Source organism: Novosphingobium sp. ZW T3_23, from assembly GCF_044987305.1.
Taxonomy (GTDB): Bacteria; Pseudomonadota; Alphaproteobacteria; order Sphingomonadales; family Sphingomonadaceae; genus Novosphingobium.
In genome coordinates this window covers 79,984-94,643 of record NZ_JBJDRF010000001.1, presented here as the reverse complement: position 1 = coordinate 94,643, position 14,660 = coordinate 79,984, and the positions used below count along the sequence as shown (strand labels likewise).

Annotated in this window: 12 protein-coding genes; 8 read left to right on the top strand and 4 right to left on the bottom strand. The window is 63.2% G+C overall.

Annotated features, from left to right (window positions below; genetic code table 11):
• The first annotated feature begins 32 nt into the window (after positions 1-32).
• The 8 genes from ACI3K3_RS00370 (at position 33) to ACI3K3_RS00335 (ending at position 10,015) form a co-directional block, all read left to right on the top strand.
• Positions 33-2,243 carry a GumC family protein gene (locus ACI3K3_RS00370; protein WP_404911390.1) on the top strand — a complete coding sequence of 737 codons (2,211 nt, stop codon included), beginning with the start codon at positions 33-35 and terminating at the stop codon, positions 2,241-2,243.
• On the top strand, positions 2,240-3,409 hold the full coding sequence (locus ACI3K3_RS00365; protein WP_404911389.1) for a hypothetical protein: 1,170 nt from the start codon (positions 2,240-2,242) through the stop codon (positions 3,407-3,409). The genes ACI3K3_RS00370 and ACI3K3_RS00365 overlap by 4 nt, the downstream gene beginning before the upstream one ends.
• On the top strand, positions 3,406-4,827 hold the full coding sequence (locus ACI3K3_RS00360; protein WP_404911388.1) for an O-antigen ligase family protein: 1,422 nt from the start codon (positions 3,406-3,408) through the stop codon (positions 4,825-4,827). The genes ACI3K3_RS00365 and ACI3K3_RS00360 overlap by 4 nt, the downstream gene beginning before the upstream one ends.
• Positions 4,824-6,599 (top strand): heparinase II/III family protein, encoded by a 1,776-nt coding sequence (locus ACI3K3_RS00355; protein WP_404911387.1) that lies wholly within the window; start codon positions 4,824-4,826, stop codon positions 6,597-6,599. The genes ACI3K3_RS00360 and ACI3K3_RS00355 overlap by 4 nt, the downstream gene beginning before the upstream one ends.
• A gap of 102 nt (positions 6,600-6,701) precedes the next feature.
• The gene (locus ACI3K3_RS00350) at positions 6,702-7,763 is read left to right on the top strand and encodes a mannose-1-phosphate guanylyltransferase (protein ID WP_404911386.1); all 1,062 of its coding nucleotides are present in this window, start codon (positions 6,702-6,704) and stop codon (positions 7,761-7,763) included.
• Entirely contained in the window at positions 7,760-8,272 is a 513-nt protein-coding gene (locus ACI3K3_RS00345) for a helix-turn-helix domain-containing protein (RefSeq protein ID WP_404911385.1), read from the top strand. Before ACI3K3_RS00350 ends, ACI3K3_RS00345 begins: the two co-directional genes overlap by 4 nt.
• 68 nt (positions 8,273-8,340) lie before the next feature.
• Positions 8,341-9,432: a UDP-glucose 4-epimerase GalE gene (gene galE / locus ACI3K3_RS00340; RefSeq protein ID WP_404911384.1), complete on the top strand. Its 1,092-nt coding sequence runs from the start codon at positions 8,341-8,343 to the stop codon at positions 9,430-9,432.
• Positions 9,433-9,481: 49 nt separating this feature from the next.
• Positions 9,482-10,015, top strand: a complete 534-nt coding sequence (locus ACI3K3_RS00335; protein WP_404911383.1) for a response regulator transcription factor — start codon at positions 9,482-9,484, stop codon at positions 10,013-10,015.
• A 21-nt stretch (positions 10,016-10,036) separates the two neighbouring features.
• Here the strand turns inward: ACI3K3_RS00335 and ACI3K3_RS00330 are convergent, their stop codons facing one another.
• The 4 genes from ACI3K3_RS00330 to ACI3K3_RS00315 are packed head-to-tail and all read right to left on the bottom strand — an operon-like array spanning position 10,037 to position 14,618.
• Positions 10,037-10,762, bottom strand: a complete 726-nt coding sequence (locus tag ACI3K3_RS00330) for a heparin lyase I family protein (protein WP_404911382.1) — start codon at positions 10,760-10,762, stop codon at positions 10,037-10,039.
• On the bottom strand, positions 10,762-11,883 hold the full coding sequence (locus tag ACI3K3_RS00325; RefSeq protein WP_404911381.1) for a polysaccharide pyruvyl transferase family protein: 1,122 nt from the start codon (positions 11,881-11,883) through the stop codon (positions 10,762-10,764). The genes ACI3K3_RS00330 and ACI3K3_RS00325 overlap by 1 nt, the downstream gene beginning before the upstream one ends.
• 39 nt (positions 11,884-11,922) lie before the next feature.
• Positions 11,923-13,398, bottom strand: a complete 1,476-nt coding sequence (locus ACI3K3_RS00320) for a lipopolysaccharide biosynthesis protein (RefSeq protein ID WP_404911380.1) — start codon at positions 13,396-13,398, stop codon at positions 11,923-11,925.
• Positions 13,395-14,618: a Coenzyme F420 hydrogenase/dehydrogenase, beta subunit C-terminal domain gene (locus ACI3K3_RS00315; protein ID WP_404911553.1), complete on the bottom strand. Its 1,224-nt coding sequence runs from the start codon at positions 14,616-14,618 to the stop codon at positions 13,395-13,397. Before ACI3K3_RS00315 ends, ACI3K3_RS00320 begins: the two co-directional genes overlap by 4 nt.
• Positions 14,619-14,660 lie beyond the last annotated feature (42 nt).

The following is a 14,660-nucleotide window of genomic DNA, read 5'->3' as shown; positions in this document are numbered from 1 at the left end:
GTGCTCCGCGACTTGCCTGGAAAAGCTTTCCGATGCTGAATCCTCCCATTTCTCCCCAGACTGCCGCCAGTCCTTCTGGAGCGAGCCAGGATTCCTGGCTCTTTTCCAGCTCGCAAATCGATCTTGAAGGCCTTCGTGCCGCGCTGCTGCGCAACAAGTGGATCGTTGCCGCGATCTGCGCGGCCGGTCTCCTTCTCGGCGTGACCGTGACGTTCCTCACGGTCCCGACCTATCGCGCCGAAGCCAGCCTGCAGATAGACCAACAGGCGTCGCGCGTACTCGATGCCCCGGATATCGAACCAGTTCAGGCCGTGCAGGACGCCGATCGGTTTCTCCAGACCCAGATCGAGATCCTGCGGAGCCGCGCCCTCGCCATCCGCGTGGCGGACAGCCTGGGACTGTTCTCCGGCGATCGCTTTCTCGAAGCGATGCATGTTCGCCCAGGCCAAGGGCCCGTGGGCTCGCTCGATGCCGATCAGGCCCATCGCGAGCAGGTCATTGCCGTCCTGCGGGACAATCTGACGGTGACGCTTCCGGAAGGGTCGCGCGTCGCACATGTGGCCTTCGACAGCCCGGATCCGCGCACTGCGGCGAAAGTGGCCAACGCCTTTGCGGAGGCCATGATCGCGAGCAACCTCAACCGCCGCTACGACACGTCCGTCTACGCCCGCCAGTTCCTGCGCGAACAGCTTGAGCAGGCGAAGGAAAGGCTGGAAGTATCCGAACAGAGCATGGTGGCCTACGCACGCTCGAACGGCATCATCGACACCGACGCAATCCGGGAGGCCAGCCCCGGCACCGGCTCGGCCCCCTCTCTGGTGGCAACGAGCCTCATAGAGGCGAACGAAGCGCTTTCCCAGGCTCGGGCGCGCAGGATCGATGCCCAGCAGCTTTGGGTATCGACCCAGGCGGCACCGATCATGAGCCTGCCGGAAGTTCTCTCCAGTTCCGCCATCCAGACCATGATGGACCGCCGCTCCCAGCTTGAAGCGACTTATGCGGAACAGAGCCAGGGCCGGCAGGACCGCCACCCTGCGCTGGTTCGCCTGCGCAGCGAGATTGCGGCGATCGATCAACGCATAGCGCGCCTTGCCAGGGATATCCGGGAATCGATCCATAACCGCTTCGTAACCGCCGAACTCCAGGAACGGCAGATGCAGGGCGAAGTCACCCGCCTGACCGGAGCGACACTGTCCGAACAGGATCGTTCCATCCGATACACGATTCTGAGACGAGAAGTTCGCACCAATCGCGAACTCTACGACGGCCTTCTCCAGCGTTTCAAGGAAATCAGCGCCGCGGCGGGCGTCTCTTCGAACAATATCTCGATCGTCGACGTCGCATCGATGCCGACCTCCCCCGTCTCTCCGAATGCTCCGGTCAACCTCGGCCTGTCGCTGCTCGGCGCATTCTTCGTCGCCCTCGCGATCGTCTACTTGCGCGAAAACATCGACGATGCCGTGCGGTCGATGAGCGAAGTCGAACGCAAGCTGCACATCACGGCGCTCGGGATGGTGCCTCGCATCGAAGACAGCGCGGTGCTTTCGGAAGAACTGGAAATCCAGACTTCGAGCGTCTCCGAAGCCTTCCATACGGTTCGCTCCGCCATCGAGCTTTCCGGCGCCGACGGGTTGCCTCAGTCGCTGTTCATCACCAGCTGCGGCAAGGGTGAAGGCAAGACGACCTCCGCCTATGCACTGGCGCGCGATTTCGCCCGCGTCGGCAAGCGGGTGCTGCTCCTCGATGCGGACATGCGCCGCCCGGCGATGCACAAGCTGCTGTCGCTGGAGAATACGAACGGCCTGGTCCAGCTCCTCGGCCGTACGATTCAGATCGACGACGCCGTGCGCGCCACCTCGATCGCGAACCTAGATTTCATTCCCGCCGGAGCCTCGGTTCCCAATCCAGCCGAACTGCTGGGCACCGAAATCATGCCCTGGATAATCTCGGTGCTGGGCGATCAGTACGACCTCGTCATCATCGATGGTCCACCCATGCTCGGCCTTGCCGATGCACCAAGCATCGCCACGCATGTGGAAGCGACGGTCTTCGTAGTCGACGCCAGCCAGACGCGGCGGGCCACCATTCTCGCGGCACTCCGGCGTCTGCGGCTCAGCCGCGCCCGCCTGCTGGGCATCGTGCTGAACCGCGTCGAGCTGAGGACCTTGGGCTATGGCTACGACCAGTACTACAGCTACGAGAACGAGAAGCGGCAGTCGCGTCGCTGGTTGTGGCGACGATGAGCACGAAGATCGCATCCGTTCCGGCATTCGTCCGCCCGGTCGTCGTGGGCATTCTCGCTCTTGCGGCAATGTCGCAAGTGGCGACGATCAATGCCGACCTTCTGGCCGGACAGCGCAACGAACGGACGACGGAGCCCGCCGCGCTGCGGGGCCGCCTGGCACAGTCGCTCTACGATCAGGTGGCCCTTCGTCGTCTCGCTTCCGCCGAGGCGCTGCGAGGAAACGACGCGCCGGCACAGGCGTTGATCTCGCTCGCCGGGCGCCTGGGATGGCGTGACAGCCCAACCGGGCTGATGCTGCTGGACGATGCCGTGCGACGTGGAGATGCTTCCGCGGCCATGCGCCACATCGATGCCTTGCTGCGGCGCAAACCCGAGCTTGCGCCGAGGCTCATGCCGGCTCTTCACGCCGCCGCGACGGATACGATCGGCCGAAACGCCCTGATTGAACGCTTGGATACTTCACCGCCGTGGAGGAAGGAATTCTTCACGCGGTTCGACTTCATTGCGGCCCCGTCGCGGAACGCCCACGAGGCATTGTTGATCGCGCTTGCGGAGGCCGGCAAGCCAGCAAGACCTGACGAAATCACCCCCTATGTCGGCGCGCTCGCGCAGGAGGGCGAGATCGCGCAGGCGCACAAGCTTTGGATCACTGTTAACAAGAATGCGGGGGCCGGGCCGGTGCTGGATCCGCAGTTCGGCCGTTTCGAGCCCGGCCGATCCGCGCCGGTTCCCAACCCGTTCGAGTGGACCGCACATCGCCTGCCAGGCATTGCATTGAAGGTCGCTGCAGACGCCGACAAACCTTCTGCTCGCAATCTCGTAATCGCTACCGACGGCACGGCACACGGTACGGTCCTGACACAGACGCTGGTCCTGGGCCCTGGCCGCTATCGCCTTTTCGTGAAGATGCCATCTGCATCGGTTCTGGCCGCAGGGGGCCTCAAATGGATGGTGCGATGCCTTCCGGGCAGCAGGACCGTCTCCACGCAGGGCAGCGCCGCATCTGCGGGCTGGCAAGCGGACTTTGCTATACCGCCATCGGGATGCTCCGCCCAGCTGCTTTCCCTTCAGGCGCGCCGCGCCGACGGACACGCCGCCGGCGAAGCCCGGTTGGAGAAGGTACAGGCCGTTCCGCTCGCCGGCAACGAAGGGCCGTTGACATGATGCCGCCTGGAAGGATCGCTGCGGACCAGCGCCCGCTCGTGGCGGCGATCGTGCTGCTCGTCGTCTCTCTTTGCCTCGGCGGAGGGGGAAGCGCGCACCGCATCGCTGAACTCATGGTCGAAATGACGGCAATCCTCGTCATGGCGCTGACGTTCGCCTGGCCACTGCCGACGAAAGCCGCGCGCCTGTTGCAATTCCCGCTCATCCTGCTGTGCCTTTGGGCCTTGCTCATTCTCGTTCAGCTGGTGCCGCTGCCACCCTCGATCTGGCGCGCATTGCCCGGCCGCGAGTTGGCCGGCGCCATCGCCGATCAGATCGGAACGGGTACGCAGCCTCACCCCCTCAGCCTCGCCCCTTCGGCGACCCGACGCGCCCTCGCCGCACTCCTGCCTGCGATGTCCATGCTCCTGCTCGTGCTGCACATGGACCGGTTCCAGCGTTCCGCCCTTGCGGTAACGGCAACCGGCTGCGCCTTTGCAAGCCTGATGCTGGGTCTTTTACAGCTGATCACCCCGGGCCACTGGGGTACTCTCTATCACGAAGGCCATCTGGGGTATGCGACCGGGTTTTTCGCCAACCGCAACCACCAGGCCAGCCTCCTGCTGATCGGCGCGGCGCTTACCTGCGGGTTTGCTTCGAAGCGGAATACGGCGACTGCCCGCTCCCTCCTCCTCATCCTCGTCATAGCGAGCCTTCTGGCGGGAGCGCTCGCGACCCGATCGCGCGCGGCACTGCTCCTGTTCCCGGTCGCCCTGTTGCCGCTGCTCCAGGGGCGCCTACGCCTGGAATGGCGGGTCGTGCTCGTGACTGTCCTTGTGGGCGCCGCTGGCCTCTGGAGTCTGATTGCAACCAATCAGGTTACCCAGATCGCGGTCGACCGCCTCTGGAACGGCAATATGGGGCGTTTGACCTTCTGGCAGGACAGCTGGACGATCATCTCGCGCTACTGGCCTGCCGGCACCGGCTTCGGGACCTTCGCGACAGTGTTTCGCGTCAGCGAGCCGCTTGAACATGTCGGCCAGCACTACGTCAATCATGCCCATAACGAGTTTCTGGAGGTCATGGTGGAAGGAGGCCTGCCTGCGCTCGTTCTCCTGCTTGCCGGGTTTGGCTGGTGGCTGACGAAAGCATCGGTCTTCTGGCAGGCTCCGGATTCATCGTCGCGCCTCGGCGCTGCCGCCTGGACCGGCCTGTTGCTGCTCATGCTCCATTCGCTGGTCGACTATCCGGCGCGTATGCTGCCGATAGCAGTGATGGCCGCAATTCTGATCGGCTTTCTTCTGCCACCTGCCACCCGCGTGGCGGGGTCTGGACGGTTGGAATCCCTCTCCTTCGGAACGAAGCAGCGCCGCCGCCGCATCTCCAAGGCCTACGCGAAAAGAGCGCCAAACGCGCGCGATGACGGAAAGACGCAATGAACGCCTATCAGCTTCTTACGGCGGTGCGCCGCATTCCCGTTACCGTTCTTGCCCATCAGGTACGTCGAAAAGCCCGCGATACTATCGTGCCGTTGACGGCGGGCGCCTATCGGCGGCGAATGGAAAGCGCAGCCGACCGCTTCCCGGAAATCAGCGAAAGCCGCTGCGTTCCTGCCGATCTCGCCGACTTCGTCGCGCGCTACTACCGCTCGTCTCTACACGACTGCCAGGAGGCTGCGCACGGCAAGTTCGATCTGATGGGCACGACCGTCGACTTTGGCAGCGTTTCCGCAATCGACTGGCGGCATCGCCTGCCTTCCGAACACGATCACAACTTGTGGCGCATGAAGCTGTGCCAGCTCGAAATCGTGCACAGCCTGCTTGCCGATGGCCGCGCGGCGGACGCATCCACCGCTCTTGCGCTGATCGAGAGCTTCGAGCGCGCAATCGGGTTCGACCTGCCGGACCCGTTCCGCACGATCTGGTCGCCCTACGGTGCTTCCCATCGAATTCTGGCCACGCTCAGCGGGTTTGCGCTCGCACGATCGCGCGGCACGCTGGGGCCCGAACTCGGGGACAGGATTGCCCGCCTTCTTCACCGGGACGCCGCTTTCGTGCGGGCGAACGTCGAGCATGACCTTTGCAACAACCACACGGAGCGCAACCTAGCCGCACTGTGCCTCTATGGCATGGCATGCGTTCCGTTCAGCGCGCGTCAGTCCAGAAAACTGGACCGAGAAGTGCGCACCATCATCGAGCAGACGATCCTGCCCGATGGCATGCAGATCGAACGATCGGCGATGTACCAGGGCTTCAGCGTAATGGCGCTCAGGATTTTCGCCGCCGCGGATTTCCTGAGCCCGGCAACGCGCGCGCTTGCCAGGGAGCGCGGGGCCGCCGCCGAAAGCGCTTGGCTGCTGATGTCTCACCGCGATGGCGACATCGCGCTTTTCAACGACAGCTGGATCGGCGAAACGCCTCGCGCCTGCGACGTCCTGGAGCAGACGCACCCGCGCCGTGAACAATCGATCCTCCCCGATGCCGGATACATTAGGCTGGAATCGGGCGAGATCGACGTCTGGATGGATGCGGGCGCTATCGGCCCCGAGTGGAATCCGGGCCATGGACATGCCGACTTCCTGGGGATCGAGGTCGATGTCGCCGGCGAACGGCTCATCGTCGATCCGGGGACTTCGCAGTACTCCACCGGCCCGCGCAGGGCATGGGAAAGATCCGCAGCGGCGCACAACGGACCCTGCTTTGCCAGGCTCGAACCGGTCGAATATTTCGGATGCTTCAAGGTTGGCCGGATCGCGGCAGCCGAGATCGTTCAACTCGAGCCGTTCGAACGCGCGGTCGGCGGCCGTCTTGCGACCCGTCACGGCACACTCCGCAGATCGATCTCCTCGCCAGGCAAGGGCACGCTTCTCGTTTCCGACAACTGGATCGGCCTCGATGATGACTGCGTATCGCGGTTTCTCGTGCCCGCCGACTGGGACGTGAAGATCGATAAGGCAGGCGGAATCCGACTGTCCAAGGGCGCGGCCGAGGCTCACCTTGAAGCCGTTTGCGGCCGGATCGTTCTGGACGGCACGGATATGTGGTCCCGTCGCTACATGGCTCCGGAGCCCGCTCATGTCCTGAGCCTCATCCCCGAACGAAGTGACGCCGGCCATTACGCGACGCTCCGCGTCGTCCGCATTCCGCCCGTGACGATGCCTGCGACGCAGGACGATCGGATTCCCGTCTCTTCCGGCGAGGACCGGCGATGATCCGGCTTTGTGTACCCCGCACCCCGCCAGCCGACCTGTCAGGTCCGGCTCGCCGCCGCTCCTCCTTCGTGATCGCATCGAATCAATGGAAAGCCTGACACAATGATCGAGACCCCCAAAATCTTGCCGGTCATACTCTCCGGAGGCTCCGGCACGCGCCTTTGGCCGCTTTCCCGGCCAGAGCGTCCCAAGCAGTTCCACCGGTTGCTTTCCTCGCGAACAATGCTGCAGACGACTGCGCTCTACGTGGCCGATCGCAGCCGGTTCGCGCCACCCCTCATCATCGGCGGGGCAGATTTCGGCGGCGAGATACGCCGTCAGATGGACGATGCCGAAATCGGCGGTTTCCGCGTCATTCTCGAGCCACATGCACGCAACACGGCGCCGGCCATCGCTCTCGCCGCATTGATCGCGGCAAGGCCGGACGACCTGCTGCTGATCCTTCCCAGCGATCATTCGATCCTGGTCCCCGACGCCCTTCGCCACGCCATCGACCTTGCCGCCCCCCTCGCCCGCGAGGGATGGCTCTGCACGTTCGGAATCGAACCGGAGACGCCGAACACCGGATACGGCTATATCCGCATGGGCGATGCCCTTGCGCCCGGCGTCCACGGCATCGCCAGCTTCATAGAGAAGCCAAACGCGGGACGGGCACAAGACATGCTCGATGCCGGCGGCCACCTGTGGAACGCGGGCATATTCCTTTTGCGGGCCGACGCCTTCTTGGCGGCCCTCGCCCTCCATCAACCGGCAGTGGCCACCGCCGCCGCCGAAGCCATGGCTGCGGCCAACGTGCGGCTCGACGGCACGATCCTGCCTGACGCGAAGGCTTTTGCGGTCGCTACTGCCATTTCCATCGATCACGGCGTCCTCGAGCACCACGACAAGATCGCCGTCGTACCCGTTTCAATGGGCTGGTCGGATATCGGCAATTGGGATGCCCTCTACGATGCGCGCGAGCGGGACGATGACGACAATTGCGTGCAGGGCCCCTCGGTGCGCCACGACAGTCGCGGCTGCCTCGTCCATAGCGAAGGCCCTCGCGTCGCCCTGCTCGGTGTCGAAGACCTCATCGTGGTTGCGACCGGCACCGACATTCTCGTCATGGCACGGGGGCGCTCCCAGGAAGTCCGCGAACTAAGCGCGGAAATGCAGCGGACATGATGCTGGGAACCTCAAACCACCCGAGCACGGTTTTCCTGGGCAAGATCGGGGAGATACACGTTCCGCCGCTGGATCTCGAACCCGCGCTCTTTTCAAGCGATCGCTCGGCTGTCGATCATCTCCTGGCCATTGCAGAGGAAAACCTGAAAAACGCGCGGATCATCCGATCGATTGCGATCGAACTGCTGAAAAGGCTCGGCCAGGACGAGTGCCGCACCGACACCCTCGAGGCGGATAGCGTCTACGTCAATCTGGATATGCGCTTCCGCAGAAGCGCCCGGCTCCTCGTGGAATTGCTGGCGACCCCCGACCTTCCGCGCAAGGACGAAGAACTGGCGGACCTCGTGTGCGTGCGCAAGCCGAGCGTTCAGGCCTTGCGCGTATACATACATGACCTGCGGGCGGCCCTGTCCCGCGTCGGCCTCATCGGCGTCGTCAAATGCCGGCGCGGAAAAGGCTACTACATCCAGAGCGACGACGCCGAGAGGATCATGAAGCTGGTGGGCTGAGCGAAGTCAGGTTCCCCTGACCTGACCAAACGCGGTGTTCCCCTCACGGATACGCAGGACAAACGAGCATGACGATTCAGAATACCGAAGCAGCAATGGGTGGAACGGCGAAGACACGCACGGTGCTGGTCACGGGGGGTGCCGGCTATATCGGCAGTCACGCCGTTCTCGCACTGCGGGACGCCGGATGGCGCGTCGTGGTGATAGACAATCTGACGACGGGCTTCAGGTGGGCCGTTCCCGAAGACGTGCCTTTCGTGGAAGGCGACGTGGGCGACGTGCCCCTCGTCGTCAGGACGATCCGCGATCACCAGGCGATCGCCGTGATGCATTTTGCAGGTTCGATCATTGTCCCCGAATCCGTTCAGAATCCTCTCAAGTATTACGCGAACAACACCGTGCAGAGCCGCTCCCTGATCGAAGCCGCGCTGGCCGCCAATGTCGCGCATTTCATCTTTTCGTCGACCGCAGCGGTCTACGGCAGCCCGCAAACGCCGCTGATCTGCGAGGCCTCCGCGCTCGAGCCGATCAATCCCTACGGCATGTCCAAGCTGATGACCGAAATGATGCTCCGCGACGTCGCGGCAGCGCATGCCATGAACTATTGCGCGCTGCGTTATTTCAACGTGGCCGGGGCCGATCCCGCATGTCGCGCCGGACAGGCCACCCTCGGGGCCACCCACCTGATCAAGGTGGCCGTGGAAGCCGCGCTCGGCAAGCGCGATGAAGTCGCGGTATTCGGGACCGATTTCGATACGCACGACGGAACCGGCATACGCGACTACATCCATGTCTCGGATCTTGCCCTTGCGCACGTTCTGGCGCTGGAACGGCTGATTTCCGCCCCAACGCAAAGCCACGTCCTGAACTGCGGTTACGGGCGCGGATTCTCGGTCCTCGAAGTGCTCGATGCCGTCGATCGGGTGACGAACCTTCCGATCCAGCGGAAGCTCGAGGGCAGACGAGCAGGCGATCCTGCCATGCTCGTCGCGCAGACCGGGAACATCAGGGCATTGCTCCCCTGGAAGCCGCGATACGACGACCTCGATACGATCGTACGACACGCCCTCGCATGGGAGCACCGCCTTTCGGAACGGTCTGAAAGTCCGACGTTCAACTCGAACGAGGAAGAAGGACAAGGGGAATTCCGCCATGCCTGACCCTCTCACCGTCATGCTGATAGATGGCATTCCCGAACGGCATTCCTCGATGGCGATGCTTCTTGAAGAGACGGGCATCCGGATGGAATTCGCCGATTATCGAGGCACGTTGGATCCTGGGTGTTCGCTCATCCTGATTGCCGAAGATGAAGACCGGATTCTGGACGACCTGCTCCCCCTCGTCGCCAGCGATCCCGGAGTTTCGCTCATCGTCTACGCGGAGCAGGTCGATATCAGGAAGATCGTGAATGTGATCTCGCGGGGAGCCGTGGACTATCTTCTTGTCCCTGCGACGCCGGCTGAATTCAGGGCGGTATTGGCAAAGGCGCGCAAGCGCGTGGACCGGGCGATACCCGCGCAGCACCGCGTCACTCGCGCTGTCGAACGCATCGAGCGGCTCACCAGGCGCGAACGCGAAGTGCTGCTTCGCGTCGCGACGGGCCAGTCCAATCGGCTGATCGGCGCCGAGCTTGCGATCAGTCCGCGCACCGTGGAGGCGCATAGGGCCAATTTGATGTTCAAGCTCGGCGCCAAGAACACCTCCGAGGCAATTCGGATCGCGATAGATGCCGGGGCCGCGTAATCCGGCGACGAGGCTTCGGCCTCAGCCGATGGGCTTTACCGCGCACTTGCGGGCGATATTGCGGCTCCGGCCCAATGCCGACGAATTCAAAAGCCCCTCGCGCACGGTCATGTCGGCATATCCCACACGCATTGCCGTCGTATCTTTGGGCCGATAGATGCCGAACTGCCAATAGGGACCGCGAGGCCCCTCATAACCACCAAGGTTGAGCGCAGCGGGAAACAGCGGCACACCGTCCCGCCAGACCTGCAACTTCGTCTCTGTCCTGTCCGGCGCGAATTCCCAGGTCCAGCGAATCCAGCGCCCTACTTCGACCGGAACTTCCCATCGCGCGACGGATTTGGGAGCGGCAAGGGTTTTCCCTCCCGAAAAAGTTACGATACGCAGCCTCTTTCCCACCATCTGCATCGCAACGAAAGGTTGAGGCAGCTTCGTCTGCCCTCCGGTATTGTGTATCTGCCCAATCACTGCGGGCCGATCGCGCGAAGCCGCGCTTCCCGGCGCGATGTACTGCATGAACGAGATGACCTGCACCTTGCCGAAGGTGAACGGCTTCAGGCCGATGAGTTCCGCCCTTTCGTGGGGACGCCCGCGCATGCGATCATAGGGCGCCACATCACCCGGACGCACCGTGAACACGGCACATCCGCCGCCTGGCGCCAACCGGATGTTCTCGGACGAAGGGGCCGAAACCGCATATTCGGCCTGCCCGACCATGACGGTGGGCTGATCCGGGCCCTTCTCCACTAGTCCGTGACCTCGGAAAGGGCGCCATCCACGCCGAGTGCGCGATCCAGGAAGGCCGCCGATGCCTGCCTCCTGACCTCGATCTTCTGCCTTACGGCCGCATAGTCGACCGGATCGGAAACCAACCCGGCGAGCCTGTGCCCTTCATGGGCGGAGATAAGCCGATGCTCGAGACCCAGTTGCTTCAACAGCGACACGAATCGATCCGCGCCACGGCCGGTATTGGCTATGGCTATGAAGGGCTTTTCGAATACCAGCGAGAATATGGTTCCGTGATAGGAATCGGTCATCACGAAGTCCGCATCCATGAAGGATCGCAGCCAGTTCGGCAGATCCGGCGGACGGTCCTCGTTCAGTACGAGCGAACGACGCTCGTAGCCGGGAGGAAGCGCGCTCGCGACCGCCTCTACCAGCGGACGACGATCGGGTGCGTCCAGCAGATAGGTCAGGAATGTCCTGCCGCCGCGCTCCCTGCTCTCGGCCACGACCGTTCTGTAGAACTCCTGGCCGATCAGCAAGGTAGGATCCAGAACATGCTCAGAATGATCGACGCCGAACGTGGACCTGCAAAGCGCGACACCGGATTCTTCGCGCACGGATATCGCATGGAACCGCTGAAGCAGTTCCGAAACCACGGGCACCCTGTCTATGTGGGGCCATTCGCCTGTTCCGAAGGAGGCCGCATAGGCAACGCGCCGGACCGCCGGCGATTTCACGAAGCTCAGGAAGAATTCGCGGTATCCATCATCCTGGAGGTAATCCATTCGCCAGACCTGATCGCTGCCCACGATGACCGCATCGAGGCCATAACGCTCGACCGCGCGGGACAGCGCTCGCTCGGTGCGCATGATCGGCGAACGGTCGGGAATGTGCCGGTCGATGAATTCGCTGTGCAGCTTGCGCGTCTGGTGCGTTCGCCGGATGCCCTTGATGTTCTGGAAGGGGATCCTCTCCAGGGCAAGAAGCGCCAGCCGCTGGGCCAGGCTCGCCGGACGTCGCTTGTCCAGCAGGATGACCTCGTACCCCTTGCCAGCAAGGAACTGGCTCAACGCGACGGCCTGAATGATGCCGCCGAAATTGATGGACAAGGGCAAGGTCAGGATGCCGATGCGCTTCACCACGTGGATTTCCTTAGGATTTGATCGTTTTCGAACGAATGATCATGCGACACGGGCCTTGCCTCGCGTGCGCACCATCTCCAGCAGAAACGCCTCAGCCCCTTTGGGGAATCCGGCCAGTTTCCAGAGAAGCAGGTGCGCCGCGCCGTATGTCGCGCCGCCCAGCAGGACGAGGATCGTCAGCTCCGCGACCTGCAGTTCGGTTCCGGCCGGAGGAGGAAGCACGAGCCTGACCGCCAGGATCGCGATTACCATCAGCGAGGAACTCGCGAGGCTTCGCCATACCCCAACGATCTGCGCTGTGACCGACGCGCCGACCAGCTTCCGGGCAATGTTCATGTTGAAAAGGATGATAAGCAAGCCCGTGACCGACCGGCTGATCACTGCGCCTTCGAACCCGTAGAAATAGGTCGCGATCAGGGTAGCCGGCAGGCGCATCACCAGGGCCGCTCCCTCTCTGATGGTCAGCGCGACGGGGCGGCCCCTGGCCATCGAAGCGGCCTGGACGGGCATCGAGAGCATCTGCAGCGCCACGACCGGCGCGATCCACCAGATCACGATCCGGGCATCATGCCATTGCGGGCGCAGTATCAGCGGAATCAGCACGTCCGCCACCGCGGCCATACCGACGCCCAGCGGCAGGATCAGTATCGTGAGAACCTGCTGGCACCGGATATAGGCCGCGCGCAGCCTTACGGTATCCTCCTGGATACGGGCCATGGCCGCGAACATGGGCCTCAATATCGGCGCCGCCAGCGAATTGGTCGCGATTGAGGAAATATCGCCGCCCATCGTGTAGGTGCCCAGCCGCGCGGTGCCCAACATATGTCCGATGAAAAAGCGGTCGCCCTGCTGGTTGATCGTGAAGAAAATGCGGGAAAGCGTGACCCAGCCGGCAAAGTGCATCAGCGACCAGACGCCCGTGAACTGGATCCTCGGCCGATAGGGGGCCAGCACATAGGACCACGTCGCCGAAGCTATCGCGGTCGCCGTCACGCCTGCGATCAGCGCCCAGTACGAATGCGTGGCGAAGGCCAGCGCTATCGACAGAACGGTTCCCCAGAGCTTGCCGAAAAGCAGGATCTGGGCGGTCGGACCATAGTTCAGTTCACGGACGGCGTGTACCAGCCCCGGACTCTCGAGGTTCTTGCCGAGAGGCACCAGACTGAGCGCGCAGAGAATCGGGACAAGGCGCGGGTCGCCGTAAATCTCCGCGACCGGAAAAGACAGCGCGATCATCAGTGCCGCCACGCCCAGACCGCGCATGAGGTTGGTGGTGAAGGCGGCATCGACGTCGCGCGGCTCCACCGAACCGCGCTGGACCAATATGTCGATGACCGGCATTTCCGTCACCGCCGTCAGGATCAGGAGCACCGAGGTCGCGATCGCCACCAGACCGAAATCGGCCGGCACCAGCACCCTGGCCAGAACGAGCAGCGCCGCGACATCGAAGACACGAGACGACAGCTGGAAGATCGCCATAATGGCGGCGCTGTGCGCGACTTTCTGCTTCATCATGCGCGCCGACGCGCTCGACCGAGGACCGTTCGCATCAGCTTTTTCGCAAGATTGGAGTACTTGATCGCCAGCCGATACGGCTCGAGGTAGCGTTTCATCCGCCGCTCGTAAGTTTCGATCCGGCCATCGCCGGCCAGAGTTTCGGCGAAAATCGGGGAAGACTTTTCGGCGATGGCAAGGCGCAAATCGTAAATCAGGCGCCGCATCAGGCTGGGCGCCAACTTGGGGGACTGGCGCTTATGGGGATACCACAGCCCTGCCGATCGCCGCCGTTGCAGGCGATGCGCCGTGCCTTCGCGTCGGTGGCGAAGGCCGGAAGCCTGACTGCGTATCACGTCGGATACGCCTATCGTTTCATAATGAATCGCGCCTCGGCGAACAGCATCCCGAACGAGGGAATCGATTTCCCGGTGTCGAGTGACGACGACGTTCGTACCCTGGTAGTCGTCGACATGACCCGGCAGCCAGGCATCGCCAACCACGATGTCTGCACACTCGGCAAGAACGTCCTCGCAATATTCGCATGCGACGTTCTTGAACTGGCCCTCACCCCAGTTCTTCCCCTTGACCTCCGTCATCGGCCAGAAGCGAGGCAGAGGCGTATCCTCCCGATCCATACCCCTGAATGAGAATCCGTAATCCGATGCGGCACGTCCGGGAATCTTGTAGCGAAAATCGAACGTCGAAATCCGATCAGGCTCTCCGCCCTTTTGCCAGGCAAGGTAGTTGGCGAAGTGGCGGCTCTTGAGGTGCCCGCAAACCAGGCCGATGCAATAGGCTATCCGTCCCGCCGGAATGACGCCCTCTCTCTCCAGCAGACGGACCGCCTTGATGAAACAGGGCAGCCCGATGACGGCAAAGCGGCCTTCGGTCTTGCTAGCCAGGTCCAGCACCTGGGACATTTCGACCGGATAGTATCGCGACTTGGCGCCCGCCCGCACGTCCGCGATGCTTCGCGATAACCCATAGCCAAACAGCAGCCCTTCGCTTTCCGAAGGATCCAGCGGTTTTACATGGAGAACGCCATCGACCTTCCCCTGCTTCAGCAATTCGGCCGCCAGCCACGTCACCAGCCCACCGGACCCGCCCCGCTGGCGATAGTCCCCTTCCACGACATGACACGCGAAAGTGGACAAGTGCCGCCCTAGGACATTGTCGACCGGTAGGTCCGGATAGAGCTGATCCGCCAACACCGTCTCGTCCGCTCCGGCACCCGACATGGGGCAGATCGCGGGATCTATCGCCTTTCCGGCCCCCGGCGC